Source organism: Bacteroides sp., from assembly GCF_019417265.1.
Taxonomy (GTDB): Bacteria; Bacteroidota; Bacteroidia; order Bacteroidales; family Bacteroidaceae; genus Phocaeicola.
Map to the genome: position 1 here is coordinate 55479 of NZ_DXVR01000002.1, position 16437 is coordinate 71915.

The 16437-nt window shown below is 44.2% G+C and carries 13 protein-coding genes; 3 read left to right on the forward strand and 10 right to left on the reverse strand.

Annotated features, from left to right (window positions below; genetic code table 11):
• Positions 1 to 123 precede the first annotated feature (123 nt).
• Entirely contained in the window at positions 124 to 2745 is a 2622-nt protein-coding gene (gene alaS, locus QZ379_RS00870; protein ID WP_291557116.1) for an alanine--tRNA ligase, read from the forward strand.
• Positions 2746 to 2917: 172 nt separating this feature from the next.
• On the opposite strand, the gene recG is transcribed toward alaS, so the two are convergent.
• From recG to QZ379_RS00905, 7 genes are all read right to left on the reverse strand, one after another.
• Positions 2918 to 5020: an ATP-dependent DNA helicase RecG gene (gene recG / locus QZ379_RS00875; RefSeq protein ID WP_291557119.1), complete on the reverse strand. Its 2103-nt coding sequence runs from the start codon at positions 5018 to 5020 to the stop codon at positions 2918 to 2920.
• Between the two features lie 38 nt (positions 5021 to 5058).
• Positions 5059 to 5736, reverse strand: coding sequence for a 2-C-methyl-D-erythritol 4-phosphate cytidylyltransferase (locus QZ379_RS00880; RefSeq protein ID WP_291557122.1), 678 nt, complete (start codon positions 5734 to 5736; stop codon positions 5059 to 5061).
• On the reverse strand, positions 5736 to 6281 hold the full coding sequence (locus QZ379_RS00885; protein WP_291557125.1) for a DJ-1 family glyoxalase III: 546 nt from the start codon (positions 6279 to 6281) through the stop codon (positions 5736 to 5738). Before QZ379_RS00885 ends, QZ379_RS00880 begins: the two co-directional genes overlap by 1 nt.
• Positions 6282 to 6379: 98 nt before the next feature.
• The gene (locus tag QZ379_RS00890) at positions 6380 to 7213 is read right to left on the reverse strand and encodes an energy transducer TonB (RefSeq protein WP_291557128.1); all 834 of its coding nucleotides are present in this window, start codon (positions 7211 to 7213) and stop codon (positions 6380 to 6382) included.
• A complete protein-coding gene (locus tag QZ379_RS00895; protein WP_291557131.1) occupies positions 7210 to 7626 on the reverse strand; it encodes a biopolymer transporter ExbD in 417 nt (138 codons plus the stop codon). Before QZ379_RS00895 ends, QZ379_RS00890 begins: the two co-directional genes overlap by 4 nt.
• A gap of 4 nt (positions 7627 to 7630) precedes the next feature.
• Positions 7631 to 8350 (reverse strand): MotA/TolQ/ExbB proton channel family protein, encoded by a 720-nt coding sequence (locus QZ379_RS00900; RefSeq protein ID WP_291557133.1) that lies wholly within the window; start codon positions 8348 to 8350, stop codon positions 7631 to 7633.
• Between the two features lie 41 nt (positions 8351 to 8391).
• Positions 8392 to 9105: a pyridoxine 5'-phosphate synthase gene (locus QZ379_RS00905; protein WP_291557135.1), complete on the reverse strand. Its 714-nt coding sequence runs from the start codon at positions 9103 to 9105 to the stop codon at positions 8392 to 8394.
• Positions 9106 to 9210: 105 nt separating this feature from the next.
• Here QZ379_RS00905 and QZ379_RS00910 point away from each other — a divergent pair, with 105 nt between their 5' ends.
• On the forward strand, positions 9211 to 10095 hold the full coding sequence (locus tag QZ379_RS00910) for an NAD kinase (protein ID WP_291557137.1): 885 nt from the start codon (positions 9211 to 9213) through the stop codon (positions 10093 to 10095).
• 42 nt (positions 10096 to 10137) lie between these two features.
• Positions 10138 to 11322, forward strand: coding sequence for a mechanosensitive ion channel domain-containing protein (locus tag QZ379_RS00915; RefSeq protein WP_291557138.1), 1185 nt, complete (start codon positions 10138 to 10140; stop codon positions 11320 to 11322).
• A 103-nt stretch (positions 11323 to 11425) separates the two neighbouring features.
• Here QZ379_RS00915 and QZ379_RS00920 read toward each other — a convergent pair whose 3' ends face one another.
• The 3 genes from QZ379_RS00920 to QZ379_RS00930 form a co-directional block, all read right to left on the reverse strand.
• Positions 11426 to 13024, reverse strand: a complete 1599-nt coding sequence (locus QZ379_RS00920) for a TrkA C-terminal domain-containing protein (RefSeq protein ID WP_291557140.1) — start codon at positions 13022 to 13024, stop codon at positions 11426 to 11428.
• A gap of 141 nt (positions 13025 to 13165) precedes the next feature.
• Positions 13166 to 15052 carry an AAA domain-containing protein gene (locus tag QZ379_RS00925; protein WP_291557142.1) on the reverse strand — a complete coding sequence of 629 codons (1887 nt, stop codon included), beginning with the start codon at positions 15050 to 15052 and terminating at the stop codon, positions 13166 to 13168.
• A 10-nt stretch (positions 15053 to 15062) separates the two neighbouring features.
• Complete coding sequence (locus QZ379_RS00930) at positions 15063 to 15986, reverse strand: DMT family transporter (RefSeq protein ID WP_291557144.1); 924 nt, start codon at positions 15984 to 15986, stop codon at positions 15063 to 15065.
• Between the last annotated feature and the right edge of the window lie 451 nt (positions 15987 to 16437).

The window sequence follows — 16437 nt, forward strand, 5'->3', positions numbered from 1 at the left end:
CGTTTTATGAAAAAATAAGATACAAGATATCAATATTTTGCACCAATTTTAACGACAAAAATAATAAAACAAGTTATCTTTGCAAATCAATTTTCAGAATATTAACCATCATAGAATATAAATATGTTGACAGCAAATGAAATCCGCGACTCGTTCGTTAAATTCTTCGAGTCGAAAGGACATCAGATTGTACCTTCGGCACCAATGGTGATAAAAGATGACCCTACGCTGATGTTCACCAATGCAGGTATGAACCAGTTTAAGGATATTATCCTGGGAAATCATCCGGCAAAATATAAACGTGTAACAGACTCACAGAAATGTCTTCGTGTGAGCGGAAAGCACAATGACCTTGAAGAGGTTGGACATGACACATACCATCACACAATGTTCGAAATGCTCGGTAACTGGTCTTTCGGCGATTATTTCAAGAAAGAAGCTATCTCATGGGCATGGGAATTCCTGGTAGACGTTCTTAAGATTGACCCTAAAAACCTTTATGCAACAGTGTTCGAAGGAAGCCCTGAAGAAGGACTTGAACGCGACAACGAAGCTGCAGGTTATTGGGCACAGTATATGCCGGAAGATCATATCATAAACGGTAATAAGCATGACAACTTCTGGGAAATGGGTGATACAGGACCATGCGGACCTTGCTCTGAAATCCATATCGACCTCCGTACAGACGAAGAACGTGCAGCTGTACCAGGACGCGAACTTGTAAACCATGACCATCCTCAGGTGATTGAAATCTGGAACCTTGTGTTCATGCAGTACAACCGTAAGGCTGACGGCAGCCTTGAACCTCTGCCGGCAAAGGTTATCGACACCGGTATGGGATTCGAACGTCTTTGTATGGCTATGCAGGGAAAACGTTCAAACTATGACACTGACGTATTCCAGCCAATCATCAAAGTAATAGGCGACATGGCAGGTGTAGTTTACGGAAAAGAAGAAAAGACAGACGTAGCTATGCGCGTTATAGCTGACCACATAAGAACAATCGCTTTCTCTATAACTGACGGCCAGTTGCCATCCAACGCTAAAGCAGGTTACGTTATCCGCCGTATCTTGCGTCGTGCTGTGCGCTATGCATACACATTCCTCGGACAGAAGCAGGCATTTATGTATCGCCTTGTTCCTGTATTGGTAGAAAATATGGGTGGTGCTTATCCTGAACTGAAAGCTCAGCAGAACCTGATAGAAAAGGTTATCAAGGAAGAGGAAGAATCATTCCTGCGTACTCTTGAAACAGGTATCCGCCTGCTTGACAAGACTATGAACGAAACCAAAGCTGCCGGAAAGACTGAAATCAGCGGTGTAGATGCATTTACTCTGTATGATACATTCGGATTCCCATTCGACCTTACTGAACTTATCCTCCGCGAAAACGGACTTACAGCCGATGTGAAAGGCTTCGAAGCTGAGATGGAGAAACAGAAAGCACGTGCGCGTAACGCTGCTGCTGTAGAAACAGGCGACTGGGTTACACTGAAAGAAGGTGAGACTACATTCGTAGGATATGACTATACTGAGTATGAGACTTCTATCCTACGCTACCGTCAGGTAAAACAGAAAAACCAGATTCTGTATCAGATAGTACTGAGCGACACTCCTTTCTATGCTGAAAGCGGTGGTCAGGTAGGCGACACAGGTGTATTGGTAAGCGAATTCGAAACTATAGAGATTATTGACACTAAGAAGGAGAACAATCTTCCTATACATATCGCAAAGAAACTGCCTGAACATCCTGAAGCTCCTATGATGGCTTGTGTGGATACAGACAAACGCGACGCATGCGCTGCAAACCACTCATGTACACACTTGCTTGACGAAGCTTTGCGCGAGGTTCTCGGTACACACGTAGAACAGAAAGGTTCGCTCGTAACTCCTGACTCTTTGCGTTTCGACTTCTCACACTTCCAGAAGGTTACCCCTGAACAGATTCGTGAGGTAGAACATTTGGTTAATGTCAAGATACGTGCGAATGTTCCTCTGACTGAATATCGCAATCTGCCTATCGAAAAAGCTAAGGAACTTGGCGCTATCGCTCTGTTCGGCGAGAAATACGGCGACGAAGTCCGCGTAGTTCAGTTCGGCTCATCAATAGAATTCTGTGGTGGTACTCATGTATCTGCTACAGGTAAGATTGGTATGGTGAAAATCATTTCTGAAAGTTCTGTAGCTGCCGGTGTACGTCGTATCGAAGCTGTAACAGGTGCTAAGGTGGAAGAAATGCTTGACACTATCCAGGATACCTTGGCTGACTTGAAGGTACTCTTCAACAACGCTCCTGACTTGAAAGTTGCGATAAACAAATATATCGAAGAAAACTCAGGTCTGAAGAAACAGGTAGAAGAGTTCATGAAAGAAAAGGAAGCTACCGTTAAGGCTAAACTGATAGAAAACGCTAAGGAAGTGAACGGCATGAAAATTGTAAGTGCAGTTCTTCCATTACCGGCAGAAACAGTGAAGAACCTTGCATTCCAGCTTAAAGGTGAAATGGGAAGCAATCTGTTTGTTGCAATAGGTAGCGCATACGAAGGTAAGCCAATGCTTACAGTAATGCTCGGCGAAGATCTTGTAAAAGCAGGTATGAATGCAGGAGCTATGGTACGCGAAGCTGCCAAAATGATTCAGGGTGGCGGTGGAGGCCAGCCTCACTTCGCTACTGCAGGCGGTAAGAACCCTGACGGCCTTAATGCAGCTGTAGACAAACTGATGGAATTGGCAGAAAACAAATAAGTCTGTATAAACAGTCGATTACAAGACTAATACATAGATAAAAGGCTGTCTCAATATAAGATTTGGGACAGCCTTAATTATATATTTAAATAGTGATAGCTATGTTCATTCGCTGTTCACAACACGTTCATTCACCGTTCAACAACGCACTTCACAATAAGTCCTTTCATTATCAGGAAATAGCAGACCAGTCTACATTCTTCTTTCTGATTTCTGCTAATTGCTTCCATATCACAGCATTTTCAGGTTTTGATGCTGTAGGGTCTTCATCTATTATCTTTTCAGCTATCTCTCGCACATACTGCAGGAGTTGTCCGTCGCGAGCCAGATTTGCAATCTTCAAATCGAAAGCCACACCACTCTGCTGTGTACCTTCTATATCACCCGGGCCACGAAGTTTGAGGTCAGCCTCGGCTATCTCAAAGCCATCATTTGTATCAACCATTATCTGGATTCGCTTCCTTGTGTCCTCCGAGAGTTTATAGCCAGTCATAAGAATACAATACGACTGATCGGCACCTCTACCAACCCTACCGCGAAGCTGATGCAACTGCGACAGCCCGAAACGTTCGGCATTTTCAATTACCATTACCGAAGCATTCGGCACATTAACTCCTACCTCAATCACCGTGGTAGCAACCAGTATCTGTGTTTCACACTGGGCGAAGCGTCGCATTTCCTCATCCTTCTCCGCAGGTTTCATTTTGCCGTGAACCTTGCTTACCTTATATTCCGGAAAGACTTCACAAATCGTAGCATATCCGTCCTCAAGGTTCTTGATGTCCATCTTCTCACTTTCCTGTATCAACGGATAGACAATATAGGCCTGTCGCCCCATCCTAATCTGATTGCGCACGAACTCATACATTGACGCACGCATACTATCATATCTGTGTACGGTAGTCACAGGCTTTCTTCCGGGAGGCAGCTCGTCTATGACGGAAACGTCAAGGTCGCCATAGAGTGTCATGGCAAGTGTTCGTGGTATAGGAGTGGCCGTCATAACCAATACGTGCGGAAGTATCTTGTTCTTTGCCCAAAGCCTTGCCCTCTGCTCTACCCCGAAACGATGCTGCTCGTCAATAATGACAAGTCCCAAAGACGCAAATTCCACCGTATCCTCTATTACCGCATGAGTGCCTATAAGAATATGAACATCGCCGCTGAGCAAGTCTTTGAGTATTGTCTCCCTCTTCTTCCCTTTCACAGAGCCTGTCAGCAGTTCCACACGCACATCCATGCCGTCAAGAAAACGTGTCAGTGTTTCATAATGCTGAGCCGCAAGGATTTCTGTTGGAGCCATCATGCATGCCTGACATCCGTTGTCCAGGGCTATAAGCATGGCCAGTAAAGCTACAAGAGTCTTACCGCTTCCTACATCGCCCTGCAAAAGACGGTTCATCTGTCGTCCGCTTCCCATATCACGACGCATCTCGCGCACTACACGTTTCTGTGCACCGGTAAGACTGAAAGGCAGGAATTCGGAATAGAAAGTATTGAAATACTCACCGACTTTGGAAAATACGATTCCTCCAAAACGGTTTCTACGTTCTCGCGAGAAGCGAAGAATGTTAAGTTGGATATAAAACAGTTCCTCGAACTTCAACCTGTACTGTGCTTTACGCAGAAGTTCCGGATTCTTTGGGAAATGAACATTCCGTAATGCTTCCATAAGAGGCATCAGACCGTGGGCTGAAATAATCGCCTGACTGAGCGTTTCTTCCGGAGTGTCTTCACCAATGGCTGCAAACAGATTTGTTACAAGTTTCTCTATCGCACTGGATGAGATGTTCATCCGCTTCATCTTCTCCGTAGTATTGTAGTACGGCCTAAGCCCCATGGACGAAAGCGTTACTCCATCGACTGGGTCTATATCAGGATGGGCAATGTTCACACGTCCTCCAAAAACCGTTGGACGGCCGAACACGATATACTCTTCATGGCATTTGTACTTACCCGTAACAAACTTCAATCCCTGAAACCAGACAAGGTCTGCAACGCCCGTTCCGTCGCTGAAATGGGCAACAAGCCTGCGCTGCCTTCCCTCGCCGAATGTTTCAAAGCTAAGTATCTGACCTTTAAGCTGAATGTACGGCATTGAACTGTCTATCTCCCTCACTCTATATATGCGGCTACGGTCGACGTACTTATAAGGGAAATGATACAGCAAGTCCTTGAAGGAACGTATTCCCAATTCCTTCTCAAGTATTTCGGCTCTGTGCGGTCCTACGCCGGGTAGATACTTTATGTCGCGTATAGATATGGATGGAGACAAATGTTTGTTGTGAACGTTTGTTATTACATAGGGATATCCTATAAATCAGCATTACATAATCCTTTCGCCACAATCATGTCAAAAGGAGTGGTGAGTTTAATGTTCTCTCTGTTGCCTTCCACTAATTCCACGGTATATCCCTTAGCCTCTACTACAGATGCATCGTCCGTAAAATCAGCACGATATTCACATGAATAAGCATCCTTTAGCATTCCGGCCGGAAATACCTGAGGAGTCTGCACCAGTCGGTAGCTGCTTCTCGGTACGGTGATACTGACTCCATTCTGTCCGACTTTCCTTAGTGTTTCCACCACGTCGGTTACTGGAACGACTGCCTTTCCCTGTTCAGCACAGGCAAAACATTTGGAAATCACATCGTGCGAAACGAAAGGACGCACCCCGTCGTGAACGGCTACTACAGCACTATCACCTTCTACCAGGGCAAGACCATTCTTAACCGAATGAAAACGTGTTTCTCCACCATCTGCAATACGATGCGGAACAGATAAATCATACTCCTCACACAGATTCTTCCAATATTCCTGATGGTCATGAGGAAGTACCAATATTATATTTATTTCCGGAGAACAGAGGAAGAAGTTCTCCAATGTACGCATCAGAACCGGTTTACCGGCAAGAGGAACAAACTGCTTGGGCAGATTGCCTCCCATGCGCAGCCCTTTTCCTCCTGCCACTATTATGACATATTGCTTCATCAGATATAGAGCATTCCTTTTCTTACCTCATCTGCCTTTTCGCGTCCTGCCAACTTTTCAAGGATAGCAAAACCGAACTCGGTAGCCGCAGCAGGACCTTTTCCCAAGATGAAGTTGTCTACTTTTTCTACCAGATTTCCTGTATATTCGGCTCCATCAAGGTACTTGTCAAATCCGGGATAGCATGTAGCCTTCTTTCCTTTCAACAGTCCGCGTTTGCCGTACACCATAGGAGCAGCACAGATTGCAGCCATAGGCTTGCCCTGAGCAGCGAAGTCCATAATCATCTTGTCAAGTGCGGCGCAGGCATCCAGATTAGTAGCTCCCGGCAGTCCGCCCGGCAATATAATCATCTGTACGTCAGCAGCAGTTATTTCCTCCATTGCAGCATCTGCCACTATCTGTACTCCATGAGAACTTTTCACAATCTTATCTGATGTTACAGACACTGTAATAGCATCAATACCGCCACGGCGCAAAATATCCAATGGCAACAAAGCTTCAGATTCTTCAAACCCTTCAGCAAGAAAAATTACTGGTTTCATAATATTATTCAATTAAAAGTTAATAATTAAGAATTAAAAATGGGCTAACACACTTCTTTTCATTCTTAATTATTAATTCTTCATTATTAATTATTTAGTTATCTAAGTCTGAAATGATAAGTTATCGTTCCACTCTGATTATCCACTCCGTCAACAGTATTGAAACGTGCCTTGCGGGCAGCATCTTCAGCAGCCTTTCGGAGTACCGGATTTACAGTATTGGTACGCTTGTTGATACTTGTACTTATCACCTTTCCGGCCGGATTTACAACTATGGTAACCACGACACGACCTTCTTCCTGCACATTATATACAGGTACAGGCAGGCCACCCTCTCCGAGGCTACGTCCGTTCAGGTCGAATGCTCCGTCGGCCATACCTCCCGTAGTGCTGTTGCCATCCGATTTTCCCTGCACACCCTGTCCTGATGTGGCAGAACCTTTATTACCCATCTGAGCACCTTTGCCAAAGGCTCCGGCTATCTTGTTTGCAGCTGCCTCGGCTGCTGCTTTTTCAGCTTCAGCACGCTTCTCGGCTTCGGTTTTCTCTACTTTGGGCTTTTCCACCTTTGTGTCAGGCTTCTTCTCAGGAACTTTCTCCACAGGTTTTTCAACCTTTTTATCCGGTTTAGGCTTCTCCTCCTTCACTTGAAGCAACGGTTCATCCTGCTGAGTTATCATTTGCTGCTCCGACTCCGGTTGTGGAGTCGTTATCTCCGGCCCGGAATATTCCGGCTGAGGAGCAACATCCACCTCGGTCATCATATACGGGTCGGAGCTACCTTGAGCAAGCTCGGCATTACCCATCATAACAGGCACACCTCCTTCTTCCTGCTTTTCAGGTATATCCATTCCAAGCCAGAAAAGCAACGCAATGACAATCACATGCACTATCAGCGTTCCTGCAATTCCTGTTATTTTGCTTTTTTTCATTTCTTATCAGGTCTTCTTGTGGCCAACACCATTTTAAAATGATTCTCGTTTGCAATATTAAGTATGCGTACTATTTCCCTGTAAGGAACAGATTCGTCTGCATACAAGGCTACATACATTTCAGGTTCCTTCGAGGCACAGTCCTGCAGAAAGGAAGTAACCTCGTCTATAAACAGCGGCATCTCGTCTTCATTGCCGAAAGCCCCGTAATAATTCAAGTTCTTATCTATGATAATCCTTGCCATAGGTTTAGCCGATGTCTGCTGCGACCCTTGTGGGAGTAACACCTTAATGGCATTAGGCGAAACCATGGTAGAAGTAATCATAAAAAATATCAATAGCAGGAATATCAGGTCGGTCATGGACGACATACTGAATCCCGGTGATATCTTCTGTCTTCTCTTCAGTGCCATGATATTATTTTTCGTTAGGTTCGTTCAACAAATCCATAAAAGCCATTGTGCGTGCTTCCATCTGGCTTACCACCTTGTCTATTCTATATACCAGATGGTTATAGGCAAACATCGTAATGATACCCACTAAAAGTCCTCCTACAGTAGTTATCATAGCTTCGTAAATACCACTTGATAACAGTGTGATATCGATATTGTTGCCCGCATTCGCCATGTTCCAGAAAGCCTGAACCATACCGGTCACAGTACCAAGGAACCCAAGCATAGGAGCCCCGCTTGATATGGTAGCCATGATAGACAAGCCGTTCTCCAATTTCGCCACCTCAATGTTTCCCGTATTTTCTATGGCAGCCTGAACGTCAGCCACAGGATGTCCCATACGTGTAATACCCTTTTCAATCATTCTTGCAGCCGGAGTATTTGCTATACGGCAATAATTGATGGCAGATTTAACTTCCCCGCTTCTGATATAATCGCGTATTCTGTCCATGAACAAAGGGTCTTCCTTTGCTGCACGTCGTATAGTGAAAGCACGTTCGAAGAAGATGTAAAATGCTATAACCGACATGACAGCCAGTACAATCATAATCCATCCACCCTTGCAAGCCATATCCCAAAGATTCATTTGCGGTTCGCCCTGCACAACCGGAGTAAGCACCGGATTAGCTCCGGACATCGTGTCGGCAGCCATCTGAGCCACTGCCATTAAAGTCATTGTTATCATAATTAGTGATTTTGATTTTTTCGAGTCAATCTGTTAGCGATTTATAAAAGGCAATTTTTATATTCTTCAATAGTTTTCTTTAATCCCAAATAAAGAGCATCGCATATCAGAGCGTGTCCTATAGATACTTCATCAAGCCATGGGATATTACGATGGAAAAATCCCAGATTCTCAAGGCTCAAGTCATGCCCGGCATTAAGTCCCATTCCAAGTTTTCTCACAGCTTTTGCTGCCTCTACGAAAGGAGCAATAGCCTCATCAGGATTCTTTTTATATCCTGAGGCATATGGTTCTGTGTACAATTCCACTCTGTCAGCCCCGGCACGTGCAGCATATTCTATCATCTCTATATCAGTACCCACGAATATGGAAGTCCTTATACCGGCTTCTCCAAACCTGTCCATAAGTTCTGAAAGGAAATCCAGATTGGCCTTTGTGTTCCATCCGCAGTTGGAAGTAATCTGGTCCGGCGCATCCGGCACCAATGTCACCTGATGCGGTTTAACTTTCAGAACAAGGTCGATAAAGTCAGCTGACGGATATCCCTCAATATTGAATTCAGTTCTAAGAAGCGGACGGAGTGCATATACATCACTGTATCTGATATGACGTTCATCAGGACGAGGATGCACTGTTATACCATCTGCTCCGAATGCTTCGCAATCCAGGGCAACCTTCTCTACATCAGGGTTATTGCCACCTCTCGCATTTCTTAAAGTGGCAATCTTGTTTATATTCACGCTTAGTTTGGTCATAATGTATGAATTTTATATCTTTGCATATCAGAATGCAAATTTAGCAGGTTTTACGATAACTAACTAACATACGGGACAAAAAAGATTGATAATAAGCTACACTTTATGCAAAAGAAGATGAAATTTGCCATTTTCGGAAACACATATCAGGAACACAAATCTGCCCACGTAACCCATTTGTTGGATATTCTTCGCAAGAAGGAAGCGACAATATGTATCAGCCGTGAATTCTATGAGTTTCTCAGAATACATACACAAACCGATTTAAGCGGACTGGAGATATTCGACGGAAACAATTTCACTGCCGACATGGCTCTAAGCATAGGCGGCGACGGAACATTTCTGAAAGCAGCAAGCAGAGTTGGAGAAAAGGAAATTCCCATATTAGGTATAAATACAGGGCGACTCGGATTTTTGGCAGCCATATCTCCTGATGAGATGGAAGAAACTTTCGACGAGATATATCAAGGAATGTATATAGCCGAACAAAGACGTGTACTCAAACTCACATGCGAGAACAATATTCTGAAAGGCAGCCCGTATGCCCTGAATGAGATTGCTGTTCTGAAAAGGGACAGCTCATCTATGATAACCATAAAAGCTTACGTTAACAACGAACTTCTCAATATCTATCAGGCCGACGGACTGATAGTAGCTACCCCTACAGGCTCGACAGGCTATTCCCTTAGTGTAGGCGGACCGATTATGGTTCCTCAAAGCGGTACTATGAGCATTACAGCCGTAGCCCCACACAGTCTGAACATGCGTCCGATAGTGCTGCGCGACGACTGGGAGATTGCTTTGGAAGTGGGAAGCCGCAGCCACAACTTCCTGATATCCATCGACGGACGAAGCGAAAGCTGTCACGAAGATGCCCGACTGATAATAAGAAGAGCCAATCATTTCACCAAGATTGTAAAAAGGCAAAACAATACGTTCTTCAACACCCTTAGAGAAAAAATGATGTGGGGGGCGGACAACAGAATATAAGTATAGTTTCACCCTATAACATAACTTACTGATATTATACCAATGGACAAGAATATTTACAATGAAATTGCACTCATCCTGCAAAACATCGGAGTAGAAAAAAACGATATAAGCCGGGGTACTCAAATCACTCTTTTCCTGGTAGCACTCCTTATCACTTTTCTGTGTACAAAGCTGTTCAGACACATTGTAATCCCACTCATTCACAAAATAACGGCACGAACAAAAGCCAAATGGGACGATTATCTGTTCAACACAGAAATGATGAAGGCATTCAGCCGCATGATACCTCCTATAATACTTTATGCGCTCCTGCCGTATGCTTTCGACCAATCGCCAAAACTGTTGGACTTCACACTCAAGGTATGCCTCATATACCTTGATATCGTAACAATTCTGCTGATTGGAACATTCCTCAACTCGCTGTACAATATCTCAAGCGAGCATGAGAAACTGAGAAACCGGCCGCTGAAAGGTATATATCAGATGATTAAACTCATCACCATCACCATCGGTATAATAATACTGATAAGCATCCTGATGGACCAGGACCCAACAAGCATACTTGCCGGACTGGGTGCATCGGCAGCCGTACTGATGTTGATATTCAAGGATAGTATTTTGGGATTAGTGGCAGGAGTCCAGCTGTCTGCAAACGACATGTTGCGTCCGGGCGACTGGATTACAATGACAAAATACGGGGCTGACGGATATGTGATAGAGGTATCTCTGACAACTGTAAAAGTACAGAATTTCGACAAGACCATAACTACTATTCCGCCTTATGCTCTTGTCAGCGATTCATTCCAGAACTGGAGAGGAATGCGCGAAACAGGAGGAAGAAGAATAAAACGCTCTATCAACATAGATATGAACACCGTACACTTCTGTACACCGGAAGAGATACAAAGTTTCATAGATAAAGGTCTGATAGACAAGAAAACTGACATAAACGAGAAAACCGTAAACCTGGCTATCTTCAGGAACTATATCCTAAACTATCTGAACAATCATCCGAAAGTGAACAAAGACCTTATGATAATGGTGCGACAGATGCAACCGGTATCAGAAGGTATGCCTTTAGAGATATATTGCTTTTCCGACACTCCGGACTGGATTCCTTACGAAGCTCTGCAATCTGAGATTTTCGAACACGTAATGGCAATGGTTCAGGAATTCAATCTGCGTATATTCCAGCGTCCTGCGGGAACGGATTTCAAGGCATAAAACCATACGAAAAGGGCGTTCAGACTCAGTTTAATAAGTGCTTAATCAGTGTTTAAACAGTATTTAAGCTGTGTCTGAACGCCCCTTATTGTATATCTATTATTTACACCACTACCAGTGCTATAAACTGTATGAACAATATCAGGAACACCATCGCTATAGGATAAACCGTTGCATAGGCTACTCCCGGAATATTACTGTCTGTCATAGAATCAGCCGCAGCCAGACCTGGTGTACTGGTCATACCACCTGTAATAGTACCGAGCAAATCAAGCATACTTATCTTGAAAACCAGACGGCCTACTATCGCCGCTACCAGCATAGGAACAATAGTAATCAAAGCACCAACTCCAAAGAGCAGGAATCCGCTTTCCTGGAATGTGGAAACAAGATTCTTTCCAGCCGATGTACCGACTTCCGCAAGGAACAGCAACAATCCCAACTGACGCAAAAGCTGATTCGCCGGACCGGACATTGACCAAAGGATAGGTCCTGTCTTTCCTACAGCACTCAGGAAAAGAGCCATCATCAATACTCCACCGGTAAGCCCCGGAGAGAATGACATACCATCCCCAAACGATATATTGAGTTTTCCGAACAACACACCAAGAACAATACCCATCGCTATAGGGAAGAAATCCGTATCAGAAAGACGTTTCTCGTCATTACCCAACAGACGGCCTACAGCCTGTACACCGTCCTGTTCGCCCACTACCATCAGTTTGTCACCAAATTTCAATGCCAGTTCAGGAGAAGGTGAAAGGTCGATACCGCTTCTACGGATACGGGTAACTGTACATCCGAAGTTCTTCTGCAGATTAAGGTCGCCCAACTGCTTGTTTATCATATCCTTCTTTGTCAGCAGCAGTGATTCTATAACCTGAGTATTTATCAACGGCAACTCACCTTCTTCGCGTTCGCCAAGCATAATTCCAAGATTATTCAAAGATTCCTCACTACCTACAGCCTGAATTATGTCACCTTTATTTATAATAACAGATGCGGTAGGTATCACGATTTCATCGCCTATCTTAAGACGAGAAACCACGGCTCCGGTAATTGCACGAATATTAAGCTGTGCAAGCGTTTTTCCACAAATTGTTTCGTTTGTCACATGGAAGATACACGTACTTAGTTCAGGGAACTGTCCCCTGCGCTCTTTTTCAAGGTGCTTTGCCTCCTCATCCAAATCTACACGAAGAAGTTTCGGCAAAAGTTTCACAAAAAGAATCACACCAATAACTCCAAACGGGTATGCAATACCGTATGCTATCGAAGCCAACGGCGACTGCGTACTGTCAATAGCCACAGCAAGACCGGGCGTACTTGTCAAGGCTCCTGCCACGAGTCCCACAACACTTGGCGTATCTATTCCGAAAGCATACTTCAGCCCTATGGCCGTAAGACATGCCGACGCAATGATAAGCACTGTAATAAGAATCAGAGTCTTGCCCTTGGTACGGAAAGAATCAAAGAATCCGGGACCGGCCTGAATACCGATGGTGAAGATAAACAACACTAACCCGAAGTTACCAAGTTCCTTTGGAATTGAAACTCCCCAATGGCCGAAAGCCAGGGCAATGAAAATCACGGCTGATACATCCAGAGATAATCCCTTTATCTTGATGCGTCCGAGCATAAAGCCCAGGGCAACAATCAGGAATACAGAGAAATAAGACGATTGTAATAAGTCGTTAAACATAAAAATTAAGTTGTGATTAATAAGTTCGCAAATATACGGAAAACCTAATGATTTACAAAGTGAAAACTCCGTTTTCGACTTATAATCATTAGGTTCTGCAAATATTATATCAAGTTAATAATTAACGACTTACGCGAAATATCAAACCAAACTCTCTATATACTCGTTAAGTTTTTTATAGAAAGGATGTTTCGTCAGTGTTGCAACATCTCCCAAGATAATGAGTTTCATCCTTGCTCGTGTAATAGCAACATTCATTCGTCGAAGATCATTCAGGAAGCCAATCTGTCCTTCCTCATTAGCTCTTACAAGACTGATAAGTATAACATCGCGCTCCTGTCCCTGAAAACCATCCACTGTATTGACAGTAATATACTGACGGTACGGCTTGAACCATGCATCCTTGCGTATCAATTGTCGTAGATACTGCACCTGTGCCTTATAAGGAGAAATCACTCCCACGTCTATACGCTCGTCAAGGAAGCGTTCACGGCCGATTTTCTCTATATACTCCTTCAGTTTACCTACAGAGAGTTCGGCTTCCTGCTTGTTTATACGGCCATAATTCTCGCCTATAAACTCCTCATTACAGTCCATACCTTCTGTATTCACCCATTCTATAGGTGTATCGAAATCGAGGATACTGCGATATTTCACTTCGGGAGCCGACTGCAACATTCCGCCATAGAACCAGTCGGAAGAGAAACGCATTATCTCATTGTTCATTCTGTACTGCACCTTCAGAAGAGAAACAGCCTGCGGTTTGTTTGCCACAATGCTTTGCATCAACGTATGTCCCAATCCTCCACGCAATGCTACAGGACTTTTCACCGTAGGAGGAAGCTGACAATGGTCGCCGGCCAGTATCACACGGTCTGCTTTCGCTATAGGAATCCAGCATGCGGCCTCCAATGCCTGGGCTGCCTCATCGATAAACAATGTACCGAACTTATGCCCCATAAGTACACGGTTAGCACTGCTCACCAACGTACAGGATATGACTCTTGCCTCGGCAAACAAAGATTCGTTTATCCTTATCTCCAACTCAGTGGCACGGTCTTTCAGAGAATTAATCTTCAGTCTGATATTCTCTCTGTCGGCACCTTTTCGGTTTGCTGAATACAATTCGCGGATGGCCTTTCTTATGCTCCACAACTGTGAATAATCGGGATGCGACTCGAATTTTCTTTCGTATGTAAACGACAGCATCTTGTCATTCACCCTCGAAGGATTTCCTATTCTCAACACACTCACACCCCTGTCTACAAGCTTTTCGCTTATCCAATCTACAGCCATATTACTCTGTGCACACACCATCACCTGGTTCTCGCGGTGCAGAGTTTCGTATATAGCCTCCACAAGAGTAGTAGTCTTTCCCGTTCCCGGAGGTCCGTGTACGATAGCCACGTCCTTGGCATGAAGCACCTTATTGACAGCCTCTTCCTGAGTGCGGTTAAGCCATGGGAATCTGATAGGATTGAAAGAAAATTCCGATACAGGCTGCTGTCCGTGGAAGATATCGCGCAACTCGGCAAGACGATTGTTCTTCGCCCCTATCACACGGTTCAACGCCTCAAACATCAGACGATAGGAAGTCTCATCAAAATACAGCTGCACTCCGAGCACATCATACCTCTGCAAGGCAATCATGGCATCCGGTCCGGGAAGTATCACAACCATACGGTCCTCGTCCACATAATTCACCGTAGCGACGAAATTCATATATGTCAGTCGCCCGCCGGCATCCTGAGTAAAGAAACATACAGGACGGCCATATTCAAAAAGATGCTCTATCTCCTTATCCTCTGTACGAAATATCTCAACCACAAACTGATTGAGAGCATTATAGTAACTTCGTTCCACAGATATAGGATACCAGCACATTCCGCGCTTCACCTTGCGCCCTATTCCCATCACCTCCGTCTGCTGACGGAACTGTTCCTTTTCATACTCATATTCAGCCTTCAACAATTCATAATGATGCTGAAGATGAAGCGCCGGAGATACTATATTCGATTTTTCCTTCATTAACTGATTCTTAATGTTTTGACAAAGATTCTTCCTTTAGCATATCAGCACGCGACTTGCTCTGGGTGACAAGATATACACCCGCAAAAATTGAGACCGCAGCAATAGCCTTTACCCATCCGAATGACGACATACCCATCAGTATAGCCACACTTGAACCTACTACCGGCTGCATATAGTTATACATACTGACAACCGTAGGACGAAGTGTCTTCTGACCTACAAGCATCAGAATATATGCGAAATATGTTCCGAACAATATTACATATCCCACCTGCATCCATACATCAATGGAGAATGAAGAGAACTGCATCTCCGAGAAATCCCTGTAAGAGAACGGTATGAAACAGATTGCAGCATAGCTGAACATCCATTTCATCAGAGTGAATACGCTATATCGCGCTATTAGTTTCTTGAAAATAGTAAGATAGCATGCAAAGCTTATCTGTGCAGTAACACACAGCACATCGCCCAACACATTTCCCTCTTTCTCGCTACCACCGGTATTGCTGAGAATAAGCGCAAGAGCACCAACTGAGCCTAAAAGAATACCACCAACCTTCAGCGGTGTAACCGGCTCTTTCAGGAATACGGCAGCCAGTATCATTGTCACAATAGGCATTGTAGTAGTCATGATGGAAGCATCCACCGGCGAGGTAAGCGACAGACCGAAAGTGTAGCATCCCTGATTACATACGATACCAAGCATTGATGCAAAAAACAGGAGCATAAGGTCGCGAGGCGGAACATCTTCTTTCTTGACAAACAATGATGTTATCCAGAAACACACCGCACCACCAATCATACGCATATTGGCAAGTGCAAGACCGGAAATACCTGCTTCCATGGCAGCCTTACCCACAGGCGCCATAAGCCCCCACATGCTGGCAGCAAACAAAAGCGCCAGATGTGCCTTGAAATTAGAACTTTTCATTTCTTTATACCTTAAGTTTATAATTGCTGCAAAGTTACAAGATATTTGAAAAATTGACCGACTATGGTTGATTTATTCAAAGAGAATGACTAAATTTGTTGGATAAGAACGATAAAAGACACACAAATGAAGAAACAAGCCGAGTTCATAAAGCGTATTGTCATTAAAGGCCTTTGGGGCAGAAAAGACATTGCATGGGATTTGAGGAAAGATGTCAACATCCTCAGTGGAGTGAACGGTATAGGAAAAAGTTCCATACTCAACAGTTCAGTGAGAAGACTGAACGAAAACAATGAAGTAGAGCTGACAAACGGAATAAAAGACATTGTGACGTTTACGTTCAGCCCGGAAGATGCAGATTTTATACCTTTCGACGTTATCCGCAGTTTCGACCGTCCGCTTATCGACTTCGGACTTCTGAAAAAGATAGGCGACCAGGATGTCCGTACGG